The sequence below is a fragment of the Geomicrobium sp. JCM 19038 genome (genome assembly GCF_000698125.1).
GTDB lineage: Bacteria > Bacillota > Bacilli > Bacillales > Marinococcaceae > Geomicrobium_A.
Window position 1 is genome coordinate 64,987 of the sequence record NZ_BAXA01000014.1, and the last position, 25,465, is coordinate 90,451.

35 protein-coding genes and 1 pseudogene are annotated in these 25,465 nt (G+C 42.0%); 34 read left to right on the top strand and 2 right to left on the bottom strand.

What is annotated here, in order from left to right:
* Nucleotides 1–22 precede the first annotated feature (22 nt).
* From JCM19038_RS22430 to JCM19038_RS21190, 13 genes and pseudogenes are all read left to right on the top strand, one after another.
* Entirely contained in the window at nucleotides 23–715 is a 693-nt protein-coding gene (locus JCM19038_RS22430; protein ID WP_042419982.1) for a PD-(D/E)XK nuclease-like domain-containing protein, read from the top strand.
* A 1,017-nt stretch (nucleotides 716–1,732) separates the two neighbouring features.
* Nucleotides 1,733–2,578: a DnaA ATPase domain-containing protein gene (locus tag JCM19038_RS25590; RefSeq protein ID WP_373903225.1), complete on the top strand. Its 846-nt coding sequence runs from the start codon at nucleotides 1,733–1,735 to the stop codon at nucleotides 2,576–2,578.
* 179 nt (nucleotides 2,579–2,757) lie between these two features.
* A complete protein-coding gene (locus tag JCM19038_RS16100) occupies nucleotides 2,758–2,994 on the top strand; it encodes a helix-turn-helix transcriptional regulator (protein WP_042419985.1) in 237 nt (78 codons plus the stop codon).
* Nucleotides 2,987–3,214 carry a hypothetical protein gene (locus JCM19038_RS22980; protein ID WP_052361814.1) on the top strand — a complete coding sequence of 76 codons (228 nt, stop codon included), beginning with the start codon at nucleotides 2,987–2,989 and terminating at the stop codon, nucleotides 3,212–3,214. The genes JCM19038_RS16100 and JCM19038_RS22980 overlap by 8 nt, the downstream gene beginning before the upstream one ends.
* Nucleotides 3,171–3,545 (top strand): deaminase, encoded by a 375-nt coding sequence (locus JCM19038_RS16105; RefSeq protein WP_052361815.1) that lies wholly within the window; start codon nucleotides 3,171–3,173, stop codon nucleotides 3,543–3,545. The genes JCM19038_RS22980 and JCM19038_RS16105 overlap by 44 nt, the downstream gene beginning before the upstream one ends.
* Nucleotides 3,517–3,972 (top strand): annotated as a pseudogene (locus JCM19038_RS25595) (RusA family crossover junction endodeoxyribonuclease). The gene JCM19038_RS16105 and the pseudogene JCM19038_RS25595 overlap by 29 nt, the downstream one beginning before the upstream one ends.
* Nucleotides 3,973–4,331: 359 nt before the next feature.
* Complete coding sequence (locus tag JCM19038_RS16120) at nucleotides 4,332–4,511, top strand: hypothetical protein (RefSeq protein WP_042419995.1); 180 nt, start codon at nucleotides 4,332–4,334, stop codon at nucleotides 4,509–4,511.
* Nucleotides 4,512–4,886: 375 nt separating this feature from the next.
* A complete protein-coding gene (locus tag JCM19038_RS16130; RefSeq protein WP_042420002.1) occupies nucleotides 4,887–5,126 on the top strand; it encodes an XtrA/YqaO family protein in 240 nt (79 codons plus the stop codon).
* A complete protein-coding gene (locus tag JCM19038_RS16135; RefSeq protein ID WP_052361816.1) occupies nucleotides 5,098–6,078 on the top strand; it encodes a hypothetical protein in 981 nt (326 codons plus the stop codon). The genes JCM19038_RS16130 and JCM19038_RS16135 overlap by 29 nt, the downstream gene beginning before the upstream one ends.
* 39 nt (nucleotides 6,079–6,117) lie before the next feature.
* On the top strand, nucleotides 6,118–6,498 hold the full coding sequence (locus JCM19038_RS16140; RefSeq protein ID WP_042420005.1) for a hypothetical protein: 381 nt from the start codon (nucleotides 6,118–6,120) through the stop codon (nucleotides 6,496–6,498).
* Between the two features lie 172 nt (nucleotides 6,499–6,670).
* A complete protein-coding gene (locus JCM19038_RS24585) occupies nucleotides 6,671–6,805 on the top strand; it encodes a hypothetical protein (RefSeq protein WP_255343392.1) in 135 nt (44 codons plus the stop codon).
* Between the two features lie 19 nt (nucleotides 6,806–6,824).
* On the top strand, nucleotides 6,825–7,091 hold the full coding sequence (locus tag JCM19038_RS21185; RefSeq protein WP_052361817.1) for a hypothetical protein: 267 nt from the start codon (nucleotides 6,825–6,827) through the stop codon (nucleotides 7,089–7,091).
* Nucleotides 7,073–7,345, top strand: a complete 273-nt coding sequence (locus tag JCM19038_RS21190) for a sigma factor-like helix-turn-helix DNA-binding protein (protein WP_081831862.1) — start codon at nucleotides 7,073–7,075, stop codon at nucleotides 7,343–7,345. Before JCM19038_RS21185 ends, JCM19038_RS21190 begins: the two co-directional genes overlap by 19 nt.
* A gap of 35 nt (nucleotides 7,346–7,380) precedes the next feature.
* Here the strand turns inward: JCM19038_RS21190 and JCM19038_RS24590 are convergent, their stop codons facing one another.
* Together JCM19038_RS24590 and JCM19038_RS24595 are read right to left on the bottom strand one after the other, a co-directional pair.
* The gene (locus tag JCM19038_RS24590) at nucleotides 7,381–7,824 is read right to left on the bottom strand and encodes an Abi family protein (RefSeq protein ID WP_052361820.1); all 444 of its coding nucleotides are present in this window, start codon (nucleotides 7,822–7,824) and stop codon (nucleotides 7,381–7,383) included.
* A complete protein-coding gene (locus JCM19038_RS24595; protein ID WP_202963060.1) occupies nucleotides 7,805–8,347 on the bottom strand; it encodes an Abi family protein in 543 nt (180 codons plus the stop codon). The genes JCM19038_RS24590 and JCM19038_RS24595 overlap by 20 nt, the downstream gene beginning before the upstream one ends.
* Before the next feature lie 437 nt (nucleotides 8,348–8,784).
* Here JCM19038_RS24595 and JCM19038_RS16155 point away from each other — a divergent pair, with 437 nt between their 5' ends.
* The 21 genes from JCM19038_RS16155 to JCM19038_RS16255 all read left to right on the top strand — a co-directional run bounded on the left by JCM19038_RS16155 (nucleotide 8,785) and on the right by JCM19038_RS16255 (nucleotide 25,457).
* Nucleotides 8,785–9,000 (top strand): hypothetical protein, encoded by a 216-nt coding sequence (locus JCM19038_RS16155; RefSeq protein WP_042420008.1) that lies wholly within the window; start codon nucleotides 8,785–8,787, stop codon nucleotides 8,998–9,000.
* A 10-nt stretch (nucleotides 9,001–9,010) separates the two neighbouring features.
* Complete coding sequence (locus tag JCM19038_RS16160) at nucleotides 9,011–9,412, top strand: hypothetical protein (protein ID WP_042420010.1); 402 nt, start codon at nucleotides 9,011–9,013, stop codon at nucleotides 9,410–9,412.
* Nucleotides 9,413–9,486: 74 nt separating this feature from the next.
* On the top strand, nucleotides 9,487–10,197 hold the full coding sequence (terS, locus tag JCM19038_RS16165; protein WP_042420012.1) for a phage terminase small subunit: 711 nt from the start codon (nucleotides 9,487–9,489) through the stop codon (nucleotides 10,195–10,197).
* Nucleotides 10,190–11,374, top strand: coding sequence for a PBSX family phage terminase large subunit (locus tag JCM19038_RS16170; protein ID WP_238554467.1), 1,185 nt, complete (start codon nucleotides 10,190–10,192; stop codon nucleotides 11,372–11,374). The genes terS and JCM19038_RS16170 overlap by 8 nt, the downstream gene beginning before the upstream one ends.
* Before the next feature lie 37 nt (nucleotides 11,375–11,411).
* Nucleotides 11,412–11,543 (top strand): hypothetical protein, encoded by a 132-nt coding sequence (locus JCM19038_RS24600; protein WP_255343393.1) that lies wholly within the window; start codon nucleotides 11,412–11,414, stop codon nucleotides 11,541–11,543.
* Nucleotides 11,544–11,605: 62 nt separating this feature from the next.
* A complete protein-coding gene (locus JCM19038_RS16175) occupies nucleotides 11,606–13,096 on the top strand; it encodes a phage portal protein (RefSeq protein ID WP_052361838.1) in 1,491 nt (496 codons plus the stop codon).
* The gene (locus JCM19038_RS16180) at nucleotides 13,093–14,250 is read left to right on the top strand and encodes a phage minor capsid protein (RefSeq protein ID WP_042420017.1); all 1,158 of its coding nucleotides are present in this window, start codon (nucleotides 13,093–13,095) and stop codon (nucleotides 14,248–14,250) included. The genes JCM19038_RS16175 and JCM19038_RS16180 overlap by 4 nt, the downstream gene beginning before the upstream one ends.
* 127 nt (nucleotides 14,251–14,377) lie before the next feature.
* Nucleotides 14,378–14,992, top strand: coding sequence for a phage scaffolding protein (locus tag JCM19038_RS16185; protein ID WP_042420020.1), 615 nt, complete (start codon nucleotides 14,378–14,380; stop codon nucleotides 14,990–14,992).
* 15 nt (nucleotides 14,993–15,007) lie between these two features.
* Nucleotides 15,008–15,874 (top strand): N4-gp56 family major capsid protein, encoded by an 867-nt coding sequence (locus tag JCM19038_RS16190; protein WP_042420023.1) that lies wholly within the window; start codon nucleotides 15,008–15,010, stop codon nucleotides 15,872–15,874.
* A 220-nt stretch (nucleotides 15,875–16,094) separates the two neighbouring features.
* Nucleotides 16,095–16,436: a putative Ig domain-containing protein gene (locus tag JCM19038_RS22015; protein WP_202963061.1), complete on the top strand. Its 342-nt coding sequence runs from the start codon at nucleotides 16,095–16,097 to the stop codon at nucleotides 16,434–16,436.
* Nucleotides 16,437–16,438: 2 nt separating this feature from the next.
* Nucleotides 16,439–16,837 carry a hypothetical protein gene (locus JCM19038_RS16200; protein WP_042420026.1) on the top strand — a complete coding sequence of 133 codons (399 nt, stop codon included), beginning with the start codon at nucleotides 16,439–16,441 and terminating at the stop codon, nucleotides 16,835–16,837.
* Nucleotides 16,831–17,169, top strand: coding sequence for a putative minor capsid protein (locus JCM19038_RS16205; RefSeq protein WP_042420029.1), 339 nt, complete (start codon nucleotides 16,831–16,833; stop codon nucleotides 17,167–17,169). The genes JCM19038_RS16200 and JCM19038_RS16205 overlap by 7 nt, the downstream gene beginning before the upstream one ends.
* Complete coding sequence (locus tag JCM19038_RS16210; RefSeq protein ID WP_042420032.1) at nucleotides 17,170–17,496, top strand: minor capsid protein; 327 nt, start codon at nucleotides 17,170–17,172, stop codon at nucleotides 17,494–17,496.
* Nucleotides 17,497–18,375: a phage tail tube protein gene (locus JCM19038_RS23920; protein WP_238554469.1), complete on the top strand. Its 879-nt coding sequence runs from the start codon at nucleotides 17,497–17,499 to the stop codon at nucleotides 18,373–18,375.
* 97 nt (nucleotides 18,376–18,472) lie between these two features.
* A complete protein-coding gene (locus JCM19038_RS16225) occupies nucleotides 18,473–18,916 on the top strand; it encodes a hypothetical protein (RefSeq protein WP_042420034.1) in 444 nt (147 codons plus the stop codon).
* Nucleotides 18,917–18,924: 8 nt separating this feature from the next.
* Entirely contained in the window at nucleotides 18,925–19,512 is a 588-nt protein-coding gene (locus tag JCM19038_RS16230) for a bacteriophage Gp15 family protein (RefSeq protein ID WP_042420036.1), read from the top strand.
* A gap of 96 nt (nucleotides 19,513–19,608) precedes the next feature.
* The gene (locus JCM19038_RS16235; RefSeq protein ID WP_152549482.1) at nucleotides 19,609–19,974 is read left to right on the top strand and encodes a hypothetical protein; all 366 of its coding nucleotides are present in this window, start codon (nucleotides 19,609–19,611) and stop codon (nucleotides 19,972–19,974) included.
* Between the two features lie 29 nt (nucleotides 19,975–20,003).
* Nucleotides 20,004–22,187, top strand: coding sequence for a tape measure protein (locus tag JCM19038_RS16240; RefSeq protein ID WP_042420040.1), 2,184 nt, complete (start codon nucleotides 20,004–20,006; stop codon nucleotides 22,185–22,187).
* Nucleotides 22,181–23,092, top strand: coding sequence for a hypothetical protein (locus JCM19038_RS16245; RefSeq protein WP_042420042.1), 912 nt, complete (start codon nucleotides 22,181–22,183; stop codon nucleotides 23,090–23,092). Before JCM19038_RS16240 ends, JCM19038_RS16245 begins: the two co-directional genes overlap by 7 nt.
* Nucleotides 23,068–24,612 (top strand): hypothetical protein, encoded by a 1,545-nt coding sequence (locus JCM19038_RS16250; RefSeq protein WP_152549483.1) that lies wholly within the window; start codon nucleotides 23,068–23,070, stop codon nucleotides 24,610–24,612. Before JCM19038_RS16245 ends, JCM19038_RS16250 begins: the two co-directional genes overlap by 25 nt.
* Nucleotides 24,612–25,457, top strand: coding sequence for a phage tail family protein (locus JCM19038_RS16255; protein WP_052361824.1), 846 nt, complete (start codon nucleotides 24,612–24,614; stop codon nucleotides 25,455–25,457). The genes JCM19038_RS16250 and JCM19038_RS16255 overlap by 1 nt, the downstream gene beginning before the upstream one ends.
* Nucleotides 25,458–25,465: the final 8 nt, after the last annotated feature.

The following is a 25,465-nucleotide window of genomic DNA, read 5'->3' on the forward strand; positions in this document are numbered from 1 at the left end:
TATGGATTGCGAGGCTCGCACAATGGCAGAGATTAAAGGGGAGCATGTCTCCCCAATCTCCACGCCATTGGTGGTTGGATCGTATACACACGCAGCGTTTGAGAGTGACGAAGCGTTTGCTGAAGTCGAAGAGCAATACAGCGACATGATTCATAAGAAACGAGGCGGTAAATACTCAGACTTTGAGATCGCCGACCGCATGATCGATGCAGTGAAGAACGATTCTTTCTGCATGCACGCTATGGACGGTGAAAAGGAAGTTATCTATACAGCTGAGTTATTCGGCGCACCTTGGAAAATCAAAGTCGATTCAATCAACCATCAACGAAGAACATTCACAGATTTGAAGACCACACAGGACCTCTATAAACGGTACTGGTCAACGAAATACGAGGGTTGGGTATCTTTTATCGAGGCTTGGGATTACGTCCTTCAGATGGCTTTGTATCGACGAGTAATCGCTGAGAATACCGGGGAGTTTTACGACCCTTATGTTGTAGCGGTAACAAAAGAAAATCCAGTCAATAAGGCAGTCATTCACTTTGAACGCTCTCGTTTCGATTTCGAAATGGAGTACATCGAACATCACATGGATCGTTTGATCTCAGTTAAACAAGAAAACGAGGAACCGAAACAGTGCGGTAAATGTGAGTATTGCAGGCAAACAAAAATGATCAACGGGACCATTGAAGTTGGTGACTTGATTCATGGTTAACGAGTACTGGGTTCCGATCCCTTACGAGTATTTAGAGATCGCTGAGCATAGCTCGAACAAAAGGAAGACTTTCTCGACATTCGCTCGTGGCTACATTAAGAGCCAGTATCCAGAGTTTGAGTTTATCAGGATCGAAAAGATGAACGCGATTTGTAGGAAGAAAAGTTAAATAACTAAGAACATCAACCAGAAAAAGAACACCAGCAGGGGAAGGTGAAGCACTTGCGCGGGGCATTCCAGATGAGTAGAGACATTTTCGAAAACCCAATTTGGGAAGATCCAGTGAAATTTCGCATCTTCTTTTTCATCATCGGTAATGCAGTTTTCTCTCAGGATGGGGTTACTCATGCTGGGGTGCACCTCAAAAGGGGTCAATACCTTCGTTCATTACGGAAGTTGAGAGAAGACTTAACTTATCGAGAAGGCAAAGGAAATGCAATAAAACAGTACCCTTTAACAACGATTCAGAGGAAGCTTAAATCACTTGAAAATGAAGAGAAAATAATCATGAAAACACTCGAAAATGGAACACTCTTTACAGTGATCAATTACGAGAAGTATCAAGGGTTGGAGAACTACAAGAAACACGAAATGGAACAGCTACGGAACAGTGATGGAACAGTGACGGAACAGGAACGGAACAATAATAAGAATGTTAAAGAATGTAGTAAGAATGATTCTGTTGTTGTTACTAATACGCACGAAACAAATTCAAATCATGACGTGGATAAAATAGCTGAACGATATGCAGATTTAAGAACCGCACAGGAAGGCAAAGAGATTTACCCGAGCATTACTGATTACGATGCCATCGCCCAGGTTGTCGCCCGTGGTATACCGTTACCGCAAACAATCAAATGGCTTGACCAATGTTTTGAAGAATATCGGGAGCGTGATCCTAACGGTGCTATCAAGAGCTTTAAATACTGCATGAAATATATCGAGAGCAGACATGAAGAATCCCTTGCGAAGAGTCAGGCAAAAGAGGTGAAGCCAAGTGGAGGTATAGCAGCAGTCATCGAGCAAATCAAAGCGAAAGCAAACGAGGTTCAAAAGAATCCGTCATTGGCGGACAAACAGGATGGATTAATAGAAAGAGAGCCTAAATGCAATGAATGTCAGGACAAGCTCGGATGGTTAGAGGATCGCAACGGCATTGAGGTTTATGTTAAATGTCCGTGTCGAGAACAACGAGCCTTAGCGAACAATATTCGAACCAGTGAAATTACTGACTCCTTTCGCAAGGCAGACTTTAAAACGTTTCAAACGGAGGACAAGCCAGAGATCGTACAACATGCATACGAATGCGCGGTGACTTACTTTAAGGATTTCAAAGACATTTACAAAGAACGTTGCAATAGCATTCAGCTTCTTGGAAGCTCAGGAGCAGGGAAAACGCATCTGCTTACAGCCGTTGCCAACTACCTTATGCGTACCAAGATTCCAGATCCTAAAGAGTACGACAAAGAGCGCCAACGCTATGCTCAAGTGCATTACTTCCCCTTTGTTGAGGGATTCAATAACTTGCGTGATGACTTTGAAAAGCTCGAAGCAAAAATTAATCGAATGCAGACCGTGGATGTGCTGTTTATCGACGATCTGTTCAAGCCAGTAAGCAAATGGCATAACGGCGAGCGAATAAAGGTCCCGAGAGCTACGGAATGGCAGATTGAACAGATGCAGGCCGTTGTGAATTATCGCTACCTCAACCACAAACCCGTGCTTGTTTCATCCGAATGGGATGTAGACGGATTGTTTGATGTTGACGAGGCGTTGGCTTCAAGACTCTATGAAATGTCGAAGGATTACACGGTTGTGATTAAGGGTGACCGAATGAAACTCAATCATAGGATGGGTGATTAAATGTGCAACGTATGTAACGGCTCAGGAATCGTATACACGCAATTAAGCTACGGGGTGCGAGCAGACGGATGCATTGCCTGTCCCCGAGAGGTGCAAGAGCAACGTGAGAAAGAGCGCATCCAAAACTACCAAACTCTGAAAGCTAAATTTCAACGTCACGTAAACGGGAGGCGGGCGGTGTGATCGATCGTAAGCGAGTTGGCGAACGACTGATTGAGCTACGAGACATCGACAATCGTACTTTGGAAAGTGCTGCAATGATGATAGGCATACATGAAAACACGCTTGCGAGTTATGAACACGGGAAACGCTTGCCATCACCTGATCGAATGGTGCTAATCGCTGACTATTATGATCAGCCTGTTGAAGAGCTGTTCTTTTCTTATCGTAAGAACGAGGTGATTAAAAGTGAGTAGCTACATCGTATCACGTTTACACCAATTATCAGAGTCACATTTGTTTTTGTTAGCGCAAGACGCTCAAAACCGCATTGGATCCCACATGATTACGGATCAGCCAGACGTACACTATATTGAGACACAAAAGGCGATTGTGGAAGCAGTGGGCGAGGAGATTGAGAGGAGAAAAGAAGTTGGAACGTTGCAAGAAACTAGAAGTTACAGCAGCACTAATTAAAGATAACCGAATATTAAGCACAGGGAAGAATAATCCAATAAATGAGTGCAACAACACCGACTGCCACGTAGACGGTCATTGCATCAACACCGTACATGCGGAGGCATCGGCAATCATCAAGGCAGGTAGCAAGGCAAGAGGGGCGACGCTATTTGTATCACATGAGCCATGCTGGCAGTGTCGCAAGCTCATCATAGCTGCAGAAATTAAGACGGTGGTTTATTACAATGCGTATCCAAATCCACTTAATGAGCGTTTTGTAGGTGATGTTGAGTGGATACACGAGACAGGGGAGGGATTGCATGACTTTGTTCGACCAGTTGGATTCTAAACCAGTGCAAGAGATCTCCTTCACCATCTACGGCGAACCAGTGGCACAAGGCAGACCGAGAGCAGGGCGGGATCATAGAGCAATGTAAGGATGTACGATCCTCTAAAAAGCGAGATTATAAGCAATACGTCAAGTTGGCAGCATCTCAACACAGACAGATAAGTTGTTAGACGGACAGCTAGAGTTAGTGGTTGATATATACAGGCAGATTCCAAAAAGCCTAGCAAAATACAAGCGTGCACTTGCAATTGAAGGCAAGCTCAGACCGATTACCAAGCCTGACGTGGACAATTACGTCAAGGGCATCAAGGACGGGCTGTCAGGCATCATTTGGCAGGATGACAAGCAAGTTGTCGATTTGACGGTACGTAAGTGGTACAGCGATGAGCCTAGAGCTGAGGTTCGAGTTAAGGAGATCGTGCAGTGATTATTAGAGACGAAGAGCGCACAGCCCGTAAATATTATCATTGCGATGATTGCATGGAGGAGATCAATAAAGGTGACAAATATAGATATTTATATGGATCTGCAAATAAAGGTGAGACTCCATATTCCATAAGAATTTGCGAGGTTTGTGCTTGTAAATTGAAACCATTGGAGGAATCGGAATGAAAACAATGACGAAGAGTGAGCAGATCAAGTGGCAGCGTAAGGTGATCCGTGAGGAGATTGAGCAGGACAAGGTTAATCAACGAGTGTTTGAGTTACTGGAAAAAAGATAAAAAAAAGACCCCTTGCGGAGTCTGTACCCACTGAGAGTATACCACATACACGGGAGGGGTCGCATTGAGTAAAACGGCGGAGATTGATTTGAGCAAAGATGCGGTGTTGATTATAAAAGGTGGCGTGATGACAACGGTGACACCTAAGCCACACGGAGTAGACGAGGTTATTTGGAGAGACGGAGCAGTGTTTGATGTTAATCGGCAAGAGCGAGTGAGAATCAACGGGCAGAGCGAGATTTAAGTCTTAATAGATTTGTAACAAGGAAACAAGACATTATATAAGAATATACCCAGTCAAATATACCTATGAAAGTGGGGTTAAATGGAGTTGGTGGCTTTAAATTCCGTATACCAATTTTGGGTAGTTGTCTGGGCGGGCAAAGATCGAAGGTTTAGAAAGCTAAACATAGTGACAGAAGCAACGGACGTTAGAGACGTTGAGGTAGAGTTTTATCAGAAGTTACGGTACGAGGAATACACAGACATTGTGGAGATTACGGAGATAACACGGCGGAGAGAGATAGTAATTGAATAACTAGCCTTACGGAAGAACCGCAGGCATCACGGTCCATATAGGGGCAGTGGTGTCTTTATTATTGAAAAAGGGGTGCTAGAAATGCGCATGAAAAACTTGGAAGTAAATGTCGAAACTGGTAGTATTAACATAGATACAAAGAACCACAGTAAGCCGTTTGTGGTGGTTGTGTCAGATGGTCGAGCACGTCTGACTGAGTTACCAGAGCATGGCGAGACAAAGGTTGTTACGCATATGGGGAAGGTAAAGCGGGTGCGGTTTGATGAGGGAGTAGATTTTAAAGGGGTGCATTATGAACGTAATTTTACAGCCTGCTGGTAATAGAGATGCAACAAGTAATTATGAAAGAACAATAAACACTGCTGATACATTAGATTTTATTAAAACTAACGTTAAAGATGATGACTTGCTTCAAGCGATAAAAAATAGATATAAAGAAAGTAAAGTTCCGATTTGGGGTGTGAGTCCCGGAGAAGATAAAGTTAATGAGAAAAAATGGAAGAAAATTAACGCAGGTGATCTAGTTCTTTTTAGTTCTAAAGGCAAGATATTTTCAGTGGGACATGTGTCGATGACTTTTCATAATAAAGAATTAGCTGAGGCATTATGGGGTACTGATAAGGCAGGTAAAGTTTGGGAATATATATATCTAATTGATGATGTTAAAAATGTAAATATAGAAGTTGAAGATCTTAATATAGTAATTGGTTATAAAAAAAATAATACAATACAAGGCATAATGGTTTTAGATAAGGTGAAAAGTAATCGGGTTATAGAGTTTATTGATTACAAATCAAGTAAACAAGTAATACCCATCAAAAGTTTTGAACAAACAATTAAGAAATTGGATGAGTTAGAAGAACTAGAGAAAGATGTAATTGTTAAGCAAAGAGCTGAGCAACCAACTCTTAGGGAATATCTTTTGGGAGGGAAGACTTCAGAAAACTGTGCTTTATGTAACAAAGAATATTTGGTAGGATTTCTAGTTGCTGCTCATGTCAAGAAAAGGTCTGAATGTAATAAGATGGAAAAACTCGATATTAATAATATAATAATCCCTGTGTGTAAATTTGGTTGTGACGAACTATTTGAAAGAGGGCTTATTGGGGTGAAGGAAGGATTGATTATTGAGAATAACAAATCTACAAAAGACATTACACCTCCAATGAAATTAACAATTAAAGAACTAATAGGTAATAAAGTTGAACATTTTAATGAAAAAAGCAAAGATTACTTTAATTCACATAGGATTTTTCATAACTTTGATGATTAATAATGAGTAAAGCTTGATTGAGGAGGCTAAATTATAAGCTTGGACAAAGATTTTAAAAGTAATCTAGATGGTTTTGGGTTAATAATTGCATTTTTAATAGTGTCTGCTTTAATTTATAATTTAGACGGATTAACTTATCAGGTAGTAGGCGTTATAGGAATGATAATTGCTTTGATCGGTTTTTCTGTTGAAATAACAAGAATATTAAACAAAATAGAGAACCTAGATAAAAATACGTTGAGTGATTTAGGATGTGGTTTTTATCCACTTTTATTATTTTTGTTACTTTTTTATTTTTTTAAGTGGATCGGAGTTTTTAATACCTCAATGGGTTATTTTTATAATTTATATTATTCTTATCTTTCCAATAGGAGTGTTCATCAGGTCGATATTAACAACATTTTTTACGATAATTACTAACAAGGACAGTGAAACTAATCTAAAAATAATTCTACAGTCAATCGGAGTTCTTATTGCAATACTCACATTAATAATGAATTTAGCATAGTTCTACCAGCCCACTGGAGGACGTTAAGGTTTGCGGTTTATCCGTAACCCTTGGCGTCCTCTTTTTGTATTTAAGGAGGTAAACATGAAGAAAGTACAGGTGAAACTGAAGTCAATAAAACAAAAGGAAAACCTGTCAGAAGAAACGCTGAAGTATCTGATGGGGCAAAATAAGCAAACGTTTGTAAGAGGCAAAGGCGGCGCATTACGTAGCAAATAAGAGCAAAGGGGCGGGTTCGATGTTGGACTTATTGATCGAGTACAAGCAAAAGCGTAAAGAGTTGGTCAAGTATCGGGAGGCATTGCAACGTAAACCTATGGAGACGGAAGCAGAGTGGACGCAGCTAAAGGCGGAGAAAAACGAACATGAGATCATTGGCGGGATGATCCGTGACTTGGAGTATGCGATTGAATGGATGGAGACGAGTAGCGACCAGGTGCAAAGCGAGACATTGAGCGACGATCCGTACACCAACGCACAATTTACATGGAGCCTAGCGCATTAGAGCGATTACGGCATAACATGTCAGAGGACAAACAAATTAGCCAGGCTGACCATTTTCGTATTGATGACGCTTTATCTATGCTTACGGCTAGAGAGCGTGAGGTTTATGTAATGGTCAAGGCAGAGTTGCTCTCGTTGGATCAGGCGGCACAATATTTGGGTGTTGGAAAAAGTACGGTGCAAAAACATTTAGATCGAGCTAGCGCTAAAGTCGAAAACCAAATTGCTACGAGCCTATTCTCTTATGCGGGATAGCTCACAAAAATAAAAAAGTGCTACATTCAGCACTTTTAAAAATATTTTTTCCAATCTACAGGGAATCCCATTTCTCTTTGTATATCTTCAAATGGTACAGTAAAAAATTTGTCTCTTTGATATTTTGCGAATAAAATTGATAACTTCCGAACCAAATCCTTATGTTGTTTTTTTGTAAGAACAAGTTTTAAATAGCAAAGTAGAGTAAACACCCGACCACTTTCTAACTGTGAATTAGGTACATTTATTATCATGGTTACAATTTTGTTTTTAGGGGTTTTTTGAACCACTTGATTGTACATTCTTTCTTCGTGTGCGCAAACATTCCTAAAGATATTAATGATTTTGAAAAGACCTTCAACAGTTTCCGAAGGAATTTTGTGATTCTCATCGTATTCCCTTTTATAATCTACAGCGATGTCGGTAGCAATTTTGTTTTTTAGTGAAGGTACTAAGCATTTATAAAAAAAAGTTGACATTTCCTAGTGTCATATAATGGATTAATACCCATAAAGGTACGCTTTTGTGCTTATCCAAATAATGTTTTATTGGACTTCTTCCACCCTGTTTACTACGTGAAGAGATTGTATTTGAAATCGTAGCGATTGTTCCTAGAACATCTTTTAAAAGCTTAGGGTCACTACTATAATTCTTCATCACTAAGTACGCATGTGGTTCCTTATATTGCTCCGTGAAGCGATAGGATATTTTTGATTTAATATTACTTTCGAACAGGAGTATGTACTCTATAAACAAATGTCTTAGTTCTCTGTCAAAAGAATAGAGGTTATATATTTCTTCAAATTGAGTTCCGGTTATGTACTCCTCTGGATCTTTTAATTTTCCGTTAATTCTTTTTAAGAACAGCCCTTTATACCCGTTAATGAGACCATAATATGTTTCTCTTTCTAGAGCTCTCATTGCTTTAGAGCCGTTGTTAATTTCTAAACCACGATCTCTAAGTATAACGAGTTGCTGTCTCGGCGTCTTGAAAGGTTTCAAAAAATTACCCCCAATAAAAATAGCCCAGTCCGCGTACGGAACATGGGCCTGATCACTTAAGATCAGTATATTGTATGCGTGAATATTCGTCAACATGCAAGTCCTGAGATTATTTTATTATCATGGAAGGAATTATAAACAAGTCTATAGAAGTTAATAATACTTATTTTGTCGTACGCCCGCCACCTATATATGAGAGCCATTCTTAATTAAGCCATGACGAGGTTGGTCGTTGTGGCTTTTTAACTAAGCAAGTTGCCTAATAATGGGTTAAGTAGATTGAACGCCAAAATAAAAACTAAAAGCGTAAAAAGTGAAATCAAGATAGATTTAACAATACTCATATGTAAAACTCCTTTATAAATAATAGGTATATTATAGCAGGATTATATACTTTTGCCGAAACTTGTAGATAGACCAAAGTATAGGGGGATCTTATGGGGAATTATTTAATCAAATTTATGAATGTTAATCAGACATTGACTTCTGTGACCGTCGAAGAAAAAAACGAAGAAGAAGCAAGACTTCACGTTATGAGAAATTTTAGAACCTCTAATTCTGCTATTTTTGTAGTCAAAGGGAATGACGGAACTTTGAACACGATCATGCCGGAGGGTCTTACTCATTTCACTGTAGAAAAATTAAATTATTAGGAGGTTTCAAATGAGCCACAAAGTTAAAAATATAAAAGCTCATAGCGTTGCCGCAAGACTAATTGCTGAGGTTAATGGCAATCAAGAAGAAAAGGGATACCTGACGTTTATTACAAACATAGGGCATGTTGTTGGGAAAATAATGAAATACGAAATCATAGGAACAATAAAAGATGATGAAGGAGATGAAATTTTAGATTATAAAAAGGAAAACTATGCATTACCGTCTTATGTAGAAACATTTTATGAAATGCGATTGGGCGAGAACGAAGAACCTGTAGATACTGCAATTTATCTAAGTGATGTATCTATCTATTACAACGGCAATGTTGACAACATTAACTATTTAACACTGTACGCGGATCACGTTGTGGGCATTTTGCCGGGCGACATAACTAAACATAAAGTATGAACACTAGCACCCACTCGGGTGCTTTTTTAATGCCACAAAACAAACGAATTCGTCGGGGGTGGGTGATTATGTAGATGCTGGACAAACACGAACAGGCAGAAAAAGACTATGTGCAAGGTATGAAATATAAAGACATTGCTGACAAACACGGCGTCTCCCTCAACACTGTTAAGAGCTGGAAGAAGCGCCACGGCTGGACTCGGGAAAAGGGTGCACCCTCAACAAAAGGTGTGCACACAAAAAAGAGAGGGGCGCAACAAGGTAACAAGAATGCAATGGGTTACGGAGCGCCTGCTAGAAATGGTAATGCTCGCACGCATGGATTGTTTGCTAAATATCTACCTGAGGAAACACTAGAAATATTCGATAGCATAGATGACATACAGCCAGTCGATATTATTTGGGCGAACATTAAATTACAGTTTGCATCAATAATGAGAGCACAGCAAATCATGTTTGTTGAAGGAAAAGAAGACGTCACTAAAGAGTTAAAAAAAGAGGAATCAACAAATTTTGGTGACAAAATCGAATATGAGATACAGTTCGCTTGGGATAAACAGGCGAGCTTTTTAAATTCTCAAAGTCGAGCAATGGGTGAGCTAAGAAGCATGTTAAAGCAATTTGGTGAGATGGCTCATGAGGATGATCATAGGTTGCTGGAAGCAGAGAAGATGAAATCGGTGATTGCTAAGACCAAAGCAGAAACGAGCAAGTTAGAAAACGAGGGCAACACTAGCGATCCTCCAACGATCCACATTGTAGACAGGTGGGGTAATGATGACTAAGCCTACAATTGATATACAGCAGGAAGTTAACCCACACTTTAAGCCAGTATGGACCACAAAAACCTCATACAATGTATTGCGCGGTGGTCGTAACTCGTTTAAGTCGTCTGTTATTGCCATGCTACTTGTTTATTTAATGTTGCAGTATCTGTCAAAAGGTGAAAAGGCAAATCTTGTTGTCATCCGAAAGGTAGCAAGTACGATTAGGGATTCCGTATACCTAAAAATGCAATGGGCGCTTGAAAAGTTCGATCTTCAAGGAGAATTTCAATCGACAGTAGCACCGTTTAAGCTCATGCACAAGCCTACTGGATCGACAATCTATTTCTATGGCCAAGATGATTTTCAAAAGCTTAAATCAAACGACATTGGCAACATTGTAGCCGTTTGGTATGAGGAAGCAGCGGAGTTCAACAGCGCTGAGGAGTTTGATCAGACGAATACAACGTTCATGCGGCAAAAGCATCCGTTGGCGGATACCGTGAGATTCTTCTGGTCCTATAACCCACCTCGTAACCCGTACAGTTGGATCAACGAGTGGTCGGATAAATTAGTTGGCGAGGATGGTTGGTTAGTACATGATTCGAGTTACAAAGACGATGAGCTAGGGTTTGTGACTGAGCAGATGTTACAGGACATTGACCGTATTAAGCGAAATGACTTTGATTATTACCGATATTTGTATCTAGGTGAGCCAGTTGGTCTTGGAACTAACGTTTACAATATGAGCCTGTTTAAGCCACTAGACCAATTGCCAGATGATGACAGAGTTATATCCCTCTATTACTCAATGGACACTGGACATAGCGTTTCAGCCACTTCATGCGGTTGTTATGGACTCACTGCAAAAGGCAAAGTAATTCGGCTTAACGGTTATTACTACAGCCCAGCAGGACGAGTAAATAAAAAAGCACCGAGCGAGTTGTCTAAGGACATCAATACGTTTATCAAGAAGATGTCTGCACTAACACCATATAAAGGCGCAAGGATTCAAAAGCGAACCATTGATAGCGCAGAAGCAGCACTCAGAAATCAGTACCTCAAAGACTTCGGGCAACATTGGATACCTGTAAATAAGCTAAAAAAAGTAGATATGGTGGATTATGTACACGACCTGTTAGCGCAAGGTCGTTTATTATCTCAAAAACCCGTATCCAACAGGATTGCAGTATTGTGACAGCAACGATGTGTTTATTGAAGAGCATAAAAAATATATGTGGAAATTGAAAAAAGACGGGACGCAAGATAAGGAAAATCCGGAAGTGGTTAAAGAGGATGACCATACATGCGATGATTTTCAATACTTTTGTGTTTCCAATGCCAGAGACTTGCGATTAAAGACATAGGAGGTGACAGTTTGCAAATCATCGAGCGTATCAAAAGTTGGTTTAAGAGAGGAGGTTATGCAGTGACAGGACAGACGCTACAGACGATTAACGATCATCCTAAGATAAACATAGATCCTGCTGAGTTAGAGCGGATTGAGCGTAACTTTCGAGAGTACAAAGGCAATTATCCGAAGGTAGAGTATGTGAATTCTAACGGAGATCTTTTGAAAAGGGACTACATGACTCTTAACATGACAAAGCTCACCTCAGAGTTACTATCTGGACTCGTGTTTAATGAGCAATGTGAGGTCGTTGTGTCGGACGATGCTGACGATGCAGGACGAAACACATACAAATCAGCCAATGATTTTATTCAACATGTGTTCGAGCATAACGATTTTAAGAAAAATCTCATGCGCTATTTAGATCCGATGTTTGCTACTGGCGGTCTTACTGTTCGGCCTTATATCAATGGCGATACAAGTGAGATTGAGTTCTCTTGGGCGCTATCAAATGCTTTTTACCCTCTGAGGTCAAATAGTGGCGGTATCAGCGAGGGAGTCATGAAGTTTACGACAATGCAGATCGTGGACGGCAAAGAAATGTTTTACACGCTACTAGAATTTCATGAGTGGGAGCAACAAACATATGTGATCACGAATGAGCTGTATGTCTCTGAGGACAAAGGCAGGATAGGGAAGCGAGTACCATTAACTGATTTGTATGAGGATTTACAAGAAGAAACGTATTTGCATGAATTTAGTCGTCCTAACTTCAACTATTTGAAGCCTGCTGGTTTTAACAACATCAACCCTCACAGTCCACTAGGGTTAGGTATAACTGACAACTGTAAGCCGACACTTAAGCAGATCAATGATACGTGGGATCAATTCAACTGGGAAGTAAGAATGGGGCAAAGAACGGTGTTTGTGAGTGATTTTATGCTTAGTACGATGCCTACAGAGGATGGGATTCCACCTAAGCCGATATTTGACCCAGATACAAACGTTTTTAAGAGTTTGCGAGCGTCAAATGATGAAGAAATGATTAAGGACGTAACAAATGACATTCGAACGGAACAGTACACTAGCGCTATTAATCAATCGCTCAAGACATTAGAGATGCAACTGCAACTATCTGTAGGCACATTTTCGTTTGATGGAAACTCAGTCAAAACAGCTACTGAAATCGTGAGCGAAAATAGCCTGACGTACCGTACGAGGAATAATCACGTCAATGAGGTTGAGAAGTTTATCAAAGGATTGATTGTATCCACGTTGGAATTGGCTAAAGCATCGGAATTATTTACTGGCGAAATACCAACCTTTGAACACATTGGAGTTGATTTTGATGATGGAATATTCCAAGACAAAACACAGCTTCTTAGGTTTTACGGTCAAGCTAAGACATTTGGCTTTATTCCCACCGTAGAGGTCATTCAACGAGTATTTGATTTACCAAAAGAGACGGCTGAACAGTGGCTAGAAGAGATTCGAAACGAGCAATTAGAGGTTGATCCGGTTCACATATCAGATAGAGCGGCAAAGCATATGTTCGGTGATGAAGAATGATAACGCCCCACCAACTTGATTTATGGGCAAGTAATATGTCCGAGCTTTATAACAGCCTTGAGGGTGAAATCATTCGAATAATTGCTAAACGGTTAAATAACGGATCGAATGACATTACTCAGTGGCAAGCACAAAAATTACAGGAGTTACACCTTTTTAATAATGAGGTGACAAAACAACTCCAACAAGTAACTGGGGTCGCAGAGTCAGAGATACGGAACATGTTTGAAGAAGCGGGCAAACGAATGGTGGATGATATAGACAAGGCAATGCCTTACGCTACAAGAGCAATGCCTACACACTTAGATGATGTGATGAGGGGGTACTATGAACAATCTTGGAGTGAAATTGATAACCTCGTTAATCAAACATTAATAACAACATATCACGGATTAAGCCAGGCTCAACGTTCTTATCAAGGAGTCCTCAATCGAACCGTAGCCTTGTTAAGTACAGGATTGTATTCATTCGAAGATTCTTTAGAGAAAGCCATAATTGAGCTAGCACTGAAGGGTATTGGTTCAGGTATGGTTGACCGAGGTGGCCATAGGTGGAGTCTAGAGGGCTACACTCGTACGGTTTTACGTTCAACGCTTGCTAATAGTTATGACAAGGTAAGGAAAGAACGTATGAGTGAATATGGTGTACACACTGTGGTGGTTACTAGTCACGCGGGTGCAAGAGATGCATGTTCAACCATACAAGGGAATGTAGTGGATTTAAGGTTTCCTGAGCAGTTGCCTTCTGATAGTGAATATCGATCAATTTACGATATCTATTGGGGCGCAAGCTACGGTAGTGCGGGAGGTCACAGAGGTGTGAATTGCCGTCATAATCACATACCGTTTATACCTGGGGTGAATACAAATAATCAACCAAGCTTTGATAACGACGAACTAAACGAACGATTGGCTAAGGCAAGAGACAAGCAGCGACGTATTGAGCGTGAAATCGTAAAATATAAAAAGAATCTCATGGTAGCTGAGGAACTAGGAAATAGTAGTGCGAATCACTGGCGTCAAATGATACGTAAACGCCAGAAGGCAATGCGAGATCATTTAGAGACGAATGGAGAATACTTGAGACGAAACTATCGAAGGGAAAGAGTATATACGCCGTTAGAGACGTTACTAAACGAGTATAAGAAAGACTAGCAAAGCACTTAGCTTATTAAGCTATGTGCTATTTTTATGCGCCTTTTTAGCACTTGCAGGCGTTAAAGAACAAGGCTGGTCGTAGACGTAACTACGTAAAAAATCGTAACCAAGGAGTGATTAATATATGAAGCGTGAGTTTTTGAAAGAATTAGGGTTAACGGATGAGCAAATTGACAAGGTGATGGGCGAGCACGGGAAGTCGTTGAACGAGTACAAAGATAAAGCTGAGAGTGTTGAATCGCTTGAAACACAGATTAACGATTACAAAGGTCAAATCAAAGAACGTGACAATCAACTAAAGGAGCTTGGTGAAAAGGCTAAGGGTAACGAGGAGCTAACAACTCAAATCGATCAGTTGAAAAAGCAAAATGAAGCCACGAAGACCGAGTACGAGACTCAGCTTAATCAACAGGCTTTTGATCACAAGCTAGAAAATGCGCTTAATAGCGCAAAGGTCAAGAATAGCAAGGCGTTAAAAGCGTTACTGGATATGGACACAATTAAACTCGATGGCGACACTTTGAAAGGACTTGACGATCAAGTCAAATCATTAAAAGAGAGTGAGTCGTATTTATTCGAGCAAGAAGACACTGGAAAACCCGCGCCTAAAATTGTTACTCCAGGTAATCCAAACGGCGGAACGGATCAGACGAAGAGTTTAGACAAAATGACTTATCAAGAGCTAGCAGACTTAAAAGCTAATAACCCTGCTCAATTCGAAGCACTTACTAAAAATTAATAAAGGATGATGAACATGGCAGATTTAACAAGACTACAGAATTTGATTGACCCTGAGGTCATGGCAGCTATGATCTCGGCGCAGTTGCCAAAAGCGATTAAGTTTAGCGCAATCGCACCAGTAGACAACACACTTGAAGGACAGCCGGGATCGACAATTACAGTTCCTAAATACAAATACATTGGGGATGCAGAAGTGGTGGCAGAGGGTGAAGCGATTAATTATGAAAAACTCGAAACTGACACTGAACAGTACACGATCAAAAAAGCAGGCCAAGGGGTTAAGCTGACGGATGAGTCGGTGCTATCCGGTTATGGTGATCCGGTAGGAGAGGCGCAACGTCAAATTCGTATGGCGATTGCTTCAAAGATTGATAATGATATTGTCGAAACAGCTTTGACAGCAACGTTGTCGGTATCTCATGCCGTTGACTTAGACCTTATCGATACATTAGAAAACGCCTTCGTAGACGCTCCTGATAACTTTGAGGATGTGGACACAAGAGGCGTTTTATTCTTGTCTTATAAGGACGCTGCCAAACTACGAAAAGAAGCAGCACTTGATTGGACTCGTGCATCTGAGCTAGGTGATCGCATCCTAATGACAGGTGCGTTTGGTGAGTTACTAGGTTGGGAGATTGTGCGGTCTATGAAGATCGAAGACGGCAAAGGTTTTGCGGTGAAATCAGGGGCTTTACGTACCTATACAAAGCGTGGATTACTTGCTGAAACAGGTCGAGATATGGACCATAAGTTGACGAAATTTAACGCAGATCAACATTATTCCGTTGCTCTCGTTGATGAGTCGAAGATTGTTCGCATTGTACCTGAGGGTGAAGATGGCGGGAATGATGGTGACGAGGACGGTGAAACGGGGGAGTAACAAACCCCGGTATTGAGAATGTCACGCCTAGGACTGACGGGGCAGTCATCAATTTAACTTAATTAAAGGAGGGGTTGGATGCCGTTTAGAATCTATCAAGGCGATACCGTGGTAACAGAGGAGGAAGCCTCTTGAAATCACAGGTGTTGATCCAAACACGAATATTGAAAGTGGAGAATACAAGGTTGTGAGAATAGAAGGCGACAAGGAGTCCGAGCCAGTGGACATACCTGCTTTTACCACGCTTCCAATTGAGGTTGAGGGTGTTAGCCTAACCCCACGTTCATCAAGCGCTGAGACAGGCGAAGAGGGCAGTAGACAAGTTAGCGCTACGGTTAACCCATCCGACGCAACAAACAAAGCTGTGACGTATTCAGTTAGTCCAGATGCAGAGGGTTTGTCAGTAAGTGGTGGAGGCCGTGTGTCATGGACAGCGGATACGCCTGCTGGTGAATATACAACTACTGTCACTACAGAAGATGGTTCCCATACAGACACGCATACCTTAACGCTTACCGATCCACAAGAAGAGCCTGAGGAACCCGGCGAAGAAGGTGATTAAGAATGCCATATTTGACGTATGAGGAGTTCGAAGAACTTACAAGTAAGGATATTGGCGAGGATGAGTTTAAATCACTGTTGCCTAAAGCGTCTGCAATCTTAGATAACGTCACGAGTCACTTTTATGATCATGTTGACATCAAAGCCGATAATAGCTGGCGCGTAAATAAGTTTAAGGCGGGATTGGCTAGTCAGATTGAGTATTTTCATGTGTTAGGATCGTCAACCTATGAGGAGATTAACAACGCCCCACAACAGTTTAGCGCTGGTCGTACGAGTGTATCTAACGCTAGTCGTTATAATTCTTCCGGAGAAAATGAAACAAAGTCTCTAATAGCAGAAGATGTTTATATCTACCTTGAAGGTACAGGATTACTCAATGCGGCGGTGAGTGTATGGTGATGCCTAAGCCGCCTGCTGACTTTTGTATTGACCAATTTGAGTATCACAAGTTTATTCGTGATGGTTGGAATGGGGCGGAATATGAGGAACCAGTCATTGTAAAGAGTGCTCGCATTGATCGAGGGGCTGAATATTCATCTAACTCAAGCGGGAAGCAATTGCTCTATAATGGTATCGTTTTTTGTTACGAAGGAATCACATCACCTTTGCCACAATTTAAGACTCAATCCATTATTCGATTCGATGGTATAAACTACACAATCACAAAAGTCATTCCCATTTATGAGGCTTACGACAAGGTGCTGTATTCCTACGAATTGGAAGTGATCTAAATGGTTAGTGTTGATATTAAATTGGATGGTCCTAAGAAGAAGTTGAGCCAACAAAACGTACAGCAAGGGCAATATGCGATGAGCAATCAGGCGTTAGCAGATATGAACCAATTTGTGCCGATGGATCAAAGTATCTTACGTAATACTGGCTCACTTGGCATTGACGGCAAATCAGTAAGTTGGCACACCCCATACGCCAGGCGTAAATTTTACGAGCCAATGTATAACTACACCACTCCGGGTACGGGTCCTCGTTGGGATATTAAAGCCAAACGAATCTTTATCAAGGATTGGGTGAACGCATTCCAGAAGGGGGCAGGATGGTAAGTGGATTTATTAGAGCGCTTAGTCGATCAGGTTAACAGCATCCCCAACCTACCTGTTCGTTGTGAGCCAGGTTACCTCAAAGAGAGCGAATCATTTGTTGTTTATCCGATTCCGGGGTCGAGTGTCGTAACTGAGTACTTTGACGGGACAAAAGACCAGCAACTGAATTATGAGTTTGCCATGAAATCTAAGGTTCCGGGCCTTATCCATAGCACTTTATGGATTGTACAGAACGCACTAGAACAAGTGAGTCACATCGAAAGTTCAGACGGTAGCTTTGATTTTGACGAGCTAGTAATGACGAACAAACCATTTATCAACCAAGCGGATGATCAAGGATGGTTTGTTTTTTTATTGAATGTGCAAGCGAAAGTAACCACTTATAACAAGGAGAGTGTAAAGAATGGTAGATTGAAAAACGCATTGCGTAAGCATGAAGTGCAAGAATATGTACCAGGTGCAGAGCCGGAGACATCAGAATGGTTGGAATTATCTAGATGGATCTCTGACATTTCTGATGACAGCAACGAAGAAACTGAGGATCAGGCCTACTATGATGGGGATGGAACGCCGGAAACGGATGTTATCTCTGTAGCGCTAGGTTATTCAGTGGAAGGGACATATGATCCAGAAGACGAAGCCCAAGAGCTAATTGCTCAAAAGCGCTTTAAGCTCGGTCAAGGACGTAAGTTATGGCATCGAGTTACACGTGCAGATGGCAAAGAGCAGTATCTCGGTAGAGCAACAGTTTCGGCCATTGTCGCAGGATCAGGTGAAGCGAGTGCGTACGAGGCATTTGGCTGTACCATCACGTATGATCAACTCCCTGAGGTTACAAAGCTTGATGGTAGCAACGGCGGTGGATCGGGGGAGCAGTAAGCCCCGAGGTTGTTTCCGTCAACCCAATGACAAGCGGGGCAAATATCGAAGTTGAGTAAAGGGGCGCAATGCCCCTTTTATATAAGGAGTGGTAAGCATGACAGGCATTGAAATCGAGGTTAAACGAACGGGTTTTCCAGTGAAAATCGGCGAGATTGAATTATGGTTCGATAGCTCACTGGAGAATCTACGTCGGTTTCTGAACGTCAAGGAAATTGCACAGGATAAATTAAAAGAAGCGCAAGAAAAAGCAAAGCATATTCATTTCCCGGATGACCTCGAAACGGTCGATGAAGAGGCAGTCGATCAAGCGTTAGACGTTAATAAAGAGTTTATCGCAGCACAATACGATATTATTTTTGGTGACGGGCATTTTAAAGAGATTTACAAAAAGTATCCTGACATGATGGCGTTAGAAGATTCGCTTGAAGCCGTTGGAGTAGCAATTGCGGAACGAATCGAATCACAAGAAACTGTTAGAGCCGAGAAGGTTGAAGCGAAGAAAAAAGAATACCTAAATAAAAAAGCTAAAAAGAAATAGGTGATTAGATGCGGTTAAATGACCCATTGATCACCTCTTTTTTATTTAACGAAACCGAGTATCAGATCGACCTAGCTTTTGATAATGTCTTAGACGTTTTTGATGTGCTTGAAGACACGTCTTTAAGGGATTATGAAAAGGTAGATGTAGCGTTAGGTTATTTGTTCGATGATCAAGAGTTGCCGCAAGCATTTGGAGATAAAACAGAGCTGTGGAATCACGTTTACAAAGAATACATTGCCATAGCAGACGAGAAACCCATCATTTATGACCGTGAAGGTAACCCAATGCCAAGCCCTGAGGAAGATGACGAAGACAGGCAACAGTATATCAGTGTAGAGCAGGACGCAGAGTATCTCTTTGCGTCTTTTTTGCAGGCTTACAACATCAATCTGTACGAGCGTCAGGGGCGTATGCATTGGCTCGAATTTAAGGCGTTGCTTAACGGGTTGCCGTCCAATACCATCATGCAACGCATTGTGCAGATACGGGCATGGAAGCCATCTAAAGGTGACTCAGGTAAGTACAAAGAGGAAATGCGTAAATTGCAAAAGGCGTATGCGTTAAAAGGCACTGTGAGTGAGGAGGTGGATTAGATGGCAACAGATGGAAGCATTACTATCAAAATTTCCGTTGATGGAAAAGAAGTCGACGTCGCAGCTAAACAACTGGATAACTTACAGGAGTCAGGCGTGAAGTCAGGTCAGGGGATTAAATCTGCTGAGGATGTTTTGAATAACCTCGCTGATAGTAGTAGCAAAGCAGGATCAAGTGTCAAAGGTGCAAGTGATTCCATCGACGATCTAGGCTGGAGTGGCGAAAGCGCTAGTAGCGGACTGAATGGCGCTGAGGGTGCAATAGATGGGATCAGTGATAGCAGTTCACAGGCCTCTTCGACGGTTAAGGGAGCTAGCGATGCAATCGATGGTTTGGGTGATAGTGGATCAAATGCCAGTGACGGGCTAAGTAGTACTGAGGGCGCCATTGATGGTGTATCAGACAGCAGTACGCAAGCTCCTCCAGTGCAAAGGGTGCGGCAGATGCCATCGATGGGCTAGGAGATAGTGGAGCAGGAGCAAGCAACGGATTGGATAGTGCATCAAGTGCTGTTGATGGCGTGTCTGATAGCAGTAGCCAAGCATCAAACAGCGTAGATGGTGCAGCTAGCGCAATTGACGGTCTTGGTGATAGCGGTAGTGACGCAAGCCAAGGTATAGATAGTGTTAGCGGTGCAGTCGATGGTGTATCAGATAGTTCAAGCCAAGCGTCTTCGACCGTGAAGGGTGCGTCAGATGCTTTAGATGGTTTAGGGGATTCGGGCACTCATGCCAGTTCAAATCTCGATGGTACAGGAGGATCGATTGACGGAGTCTCTGACAGTAGCAGTCAGGCGGCATCATCGGTTAAAGGTGCATCAGACTCCATTGACGGATTGAGCGACAGTAGCACCAATGCAAGTAATGGATTGCAAAGCGTAGACGGGGCAATTGATGGAGTTACAGACAGTAGTTCTCAGGCAACGTCTGCCGTCTCAGGTGCAGGCGACGCAATCGATGGCTTAGGTGAAAGTGGCAGTAATGCTAGTAACGGACTACAAGGCACTGAAAGTGCAATCGATAGCGTTTCCGATAGTAGCACAGAAGCAACGTCAACTGTACAGGGTGCTGGTGATGCTATTGACGGACTAGGGGACAGCGGAAGCAATGCCGGAACCGGGTTACAAAGTGCAGAAGGTGCGATTGAAAGTGTCTCGGATAGCAGTGTGCAGGCGACGTCTACAGTAAACGGAGCAAGCGAAGCTGTGGAGGGTTTAGGTGAGAGCGGCACTAATTCAACTGAGGGATTGAACGGAGCAAAAGAGGCTGTTGAAAGTGTAAGTGAAAGTAGCTCGCAAGCTTCGCAAACCGTGAAAGAGACTAGCGAATCGATGGAAGGTTTGGGAAAAAGCGGAGAGAACACAGCGGGCGGAATGAAAAACGCACAAGAGTCAATTGACGGCACTGGAAAAAGTAGTTCCGATGCAAGCAAAGAAGTCGGCGGTATGTCAAAAGAGATGGACGACGCCGATCAGACTGCTCAGAAAGCATCAATCTCAGTGCGTCAGCTAGCCGAATCCATCGGTCTTGTTGCTATTGCAACTGTAGCAATCAGGGAGTTAAATAAGTCTCTTGATGATGCGATAGCCCGTTTTGATACTCTAGATTCTTTTCCTAAAGTATTACAAGCATTAGGAGTATCGGCAGATGAATCTGAACGAGCTATGACTCGTTTAGCAGATGGTATCGATGGGCTGCCCACAAAGTTAGATGAAATAGCTAGTACTGCACAGAGGATGTACACTTCATTTGGCGATATGGACAAAGCAACTGATACAGCTCTTGCACTTAACAACGCATTACTAGGATCAGCAACTAGTGCGGGCGCGGCTCAAAGAGGTATAGAACAATATCTTAAAGTATTACAAACAGGAACCCTTGATTTAACAACATGGAGAACGTTATCAGAAACAATGGATGTTGGGTTGGTTAAAATCGCTGAAAGCTTTGGTTTTGCAGGAGCTAGCGCAAAAGATAACTTGTATACTGCCCTTCAAGATGGGACCATACCTTTAACTGAATTTAACAATCGATTAATAGAAGTTGGTACTGGTACAGGAGTCATGGCAGACCTTGCAAGGCAAAATAGTTTAGGGATTGCTACATCACTAACTAACCTTAGTACTGCAGCATCGAGAAACTTGGCAAATATTATTGATTCATTTAATGAGTTGTCGCGAGAAATTACAGGCCAAACGATTGCAGAGAATATAGATAGTATGAAAGCTGGAATTGATACGTCATTCTCAGCCATACAAAGTATCATTCAAGCTACTACTCCTTTCTTTGTAGCTTTTGCTACAGTAGTTCAAGCTGCAATCCCTGTTGTGAGCGCCTTAACGCCAGCATTAATAGGTATGGCAGCCGCATTTGCTTTACATGCAACAATATCTACAATGGCAGCTGCAATACAAAAATCTAACACTATAATGCAGACCGGGGCACTAATTGTAGATTTGTTTACTATCGCAATTAGAAAAAGGAGTTTAGCTGAGGCACAAAGCACAGCATTGATATACGCATATATAGCTGCACAAGCTGCTAAAAATGCAATATTAGCAACAGCTTCTACGGTGATGGCAGTTTTTACAGGTAGCATATCTTTGCTAACAGCAGCTAAAATTGCCGCCACAGGTGCAGCGAATGCTTTAGCGGTAGCTGGAGATTCTTGTTAGGACCAATTGGATGGATTACTGCGGCAATCGGTTTGTTAGTTGGTGGAATCATAGGTTTAATTTCTTGGCTTACTAGTGCTAGTGAGGAATCGGAAAGGTTGGCAGAAGGGAACGAACAACTTGCCGAAAGTACAGAAGCGCTCAATGAATCAGTAAATTCATCTTCTGAGACTTATAGACAAAACCAGACGGAAATTAGAGGAGCAGCTGAAGAAAATCAAAACCTAGCGGATAAGATTGAAGACTTAACTAACAAAGAAAACAAATCTGCTGCAGAAAAACAGATGCTATCCCAATATATTGAACAGCTTAACGGATCAATAGATGGTCTGAATTTAGCTTATGATCAGGAAGCAGAAGCATTAAACATGTCGTCAGAAGAATTGAAACATCGTATTGATCTCATGCGTGAACAAGATGTTGCACAAGAAGCGTTATCTCGTCTTACAGAAATCACTCAACAACAGGCCGAAGTTGAAGAGGAATTAGCTAAAGTTATTGAGCAAAGGAAAGAAATTGAAGAAAGCGGTAATCTTACTAGAAGTGAATCGAAGGAAAGATCGGAAGAATTGAATGAGACAGAAAATGCGCTCAAGGAAACCCAAGCTGAACTAGGCGAGCAATACAAGGTTACCGAGGAACAAATTGCCACTGCTTCTGAAAATGCTGCTACAGCAATTGAAGAAGGAAATCTCAGACAAATAAATTCTTATGACGATCTTGAAGGTGCGCTTAAAGAAGCGGTCGATGCAATGTCTGATCAATACGAAAAATTAAAAGACGTTGCAACAGATGCTTTTCAGAAGATCGACCTCGAAACTGAACACACGATGGAAAGCATGATTGAAACAATGCAACACAACCAGACTGCTGTAGCTGAGTGGGAGAGAATCAAGCAAGGTTGATGGAGTGGGCTGCTAAAGAACAGCACACTGGCTTTATGAGTTGGATTGAACAATTAGGTCCAGACCAAGCCGCCGAGCTATCGGTTTTGGTTTCAAATTTAGACTCCTCAAATAATGATCAAGACGGGAAGCTCAGTGAGTTAGCTAACATTTACGGTGATGGTGCAAAAACTGCTACCGACGCCTATGCATTAGCAATGGGAGAGGGTAATGAAGAAGCTGTTAGAATGGCAGCTAGTATGGTTGATGACAGTGCTATTTCGATGAGGAATCAAATTGCTAGTGCGGGTTTTGATGAGATTGGTCTTATGGTTCCTGCAGGAATGGCACAAGGTATTGAATCTGGTACAAAAGATGTTGAGAGAGCTACCGAGGGTCAATCAGAGGCTACGATCGCCGCAGCTAAGAACAAGTTAGGCATCAACAGTCCATCAAGAGTGTTTAGAGACATCGGGACAGGCATCACAGACGGATTAACTCAGGGGATTACAAACGGCTCTAATAATGTCACAAATGCCGTCAATCAGATGTTTAACCGAGTGATTGCAGACACAAACCGTAGTTTTAATCAGATTGTACAGACCAATAACACGGCCGTTAATCAAGTAGAGCAGACGTTAAGTCGATTGCCAGTCGTTACGCAACAGCATATGACCAGCATGGTTAACCAGATGCAAAACGGATCAACGGTCATGGTCGCTACGATCACAACATTATCGACGAGCATTTTACCGCCGTACGAGCAATCATTACAGCGTCTGACGCAGATTACTCAGGTCAATATGGCTCGCAATAACCAGTTGATGCAAAATGGTACACGACTCATGCTTACCACGATGACTACGTTTGCTCGAACATTGCCTGCTGAGCCTGAGAGAGCGTTTAACTTGTTGACAGCAAATACCCAGCAAGCCATGAGTAACATGGTTAATCGAGTAGAGTCGGGTTCCAGCTCAGTCTTATCCGTTCTCAATTCCTTATCACGGGATATGGTAAGTGCTTTTAATAGCTTACCTAGCGATTTCCAACAGATCGGAAATGACGCAATGTCTGGCTTGCAGAGAGGTCTTGAAGCTGGTCGATCACGGGTGATGCAAACGGCTAGAAGCATTGCAAATGAAGTACGGAGAACCATGCAGAGCGCTCTTAAAATCAACTCTCCATCTCATGTGATGAGGGACGATGTAGGTCGTTGGATTCCGGCTGGTATCGCAGTAGGGATCGAGAAAAACGCTGATATGGTTTATCGAGCGCTTGATGACCTATCAACAGGCATGATTAAACCCGTCACACCAGAAGTGGCGCTAGGAACATCTAGGATGGTTAATAACGCAATGAGTGCAGAGGTATCGGCTAACAGACGTAATTCTGGTGATAGCAATGGCGGTAAATCACCTCAAACCATTATCCACCAACAGATCGACCAGACGTTTACCCGCACAGCTAACCCATCAGACGAACGCCGTGATCAACGCAAAGCTAACAAACGACTCGCAGAGGATTTAGGAGGGCTGACATAATGCGTGTAACATATACAAATGCACGGGGACAGAGCATTGTGTTTGCCCGTAATTCTCGTGCTGAGCATCGAATAAGGGATATACAGGGGTTAGGTGGTAGTGATGTAGAGACACAGATGCAGGCAGCGCCGTTCCAAGACGGCTCAACGTATTTAGATACGTATATGGACCCTCGTTCAATTGTTATTAACACTTCTAATTTCGGGGATACTCGAAAGTTGGATGAGAAACGCAGGCAGTATGCTAGAGTATTTAATCCAAAAGCTGGAATGGGAAGGCTTAGAGTGGTTACTGAAAGCGGAGAAGACTACACAATCTTTTGTCTGGCTGACGGTGCGCCGAGATTCAGCAAAGGTGGATCAGAAGGATTTGTAAAACAAAATAGCTCAATTGAACTTTTAGCCCCTAATCCATATTGGCTAAGCACAAGGGAATTCACAGAGGAAATGGCTGCCTATGTTGGCGGATTATCCTTTCCAATGAAGTTCTTTTTCTTTTGCAAGACGGGGGATGATGCGATTATCCGCAATGACGGTGATGTTGCCACGCCAGTCATAATCCAGTTTAATGGTCCTTCAATTAACCCAATGGTTATCAATAAAACCACGGGGCAGTTTGTTCGTATTAACCAACAATTGAACGAGGGTGATGTACTTGAAATCTCTACTTCAACCACAAACAAGTATGTTCGTATAAATGGTCAGAACGCTATGGGATACATTGATTTGAGGTCAGTGTTTTGGAATTTAGTGCCGGGACGAAATGTCGTCTCTTATGAAGCAGATGAAGGACATGAGAACGCAAGAGTACTTTTGAAATACAGAAAACAATATGTCGGAATCTAAGGGGTGAA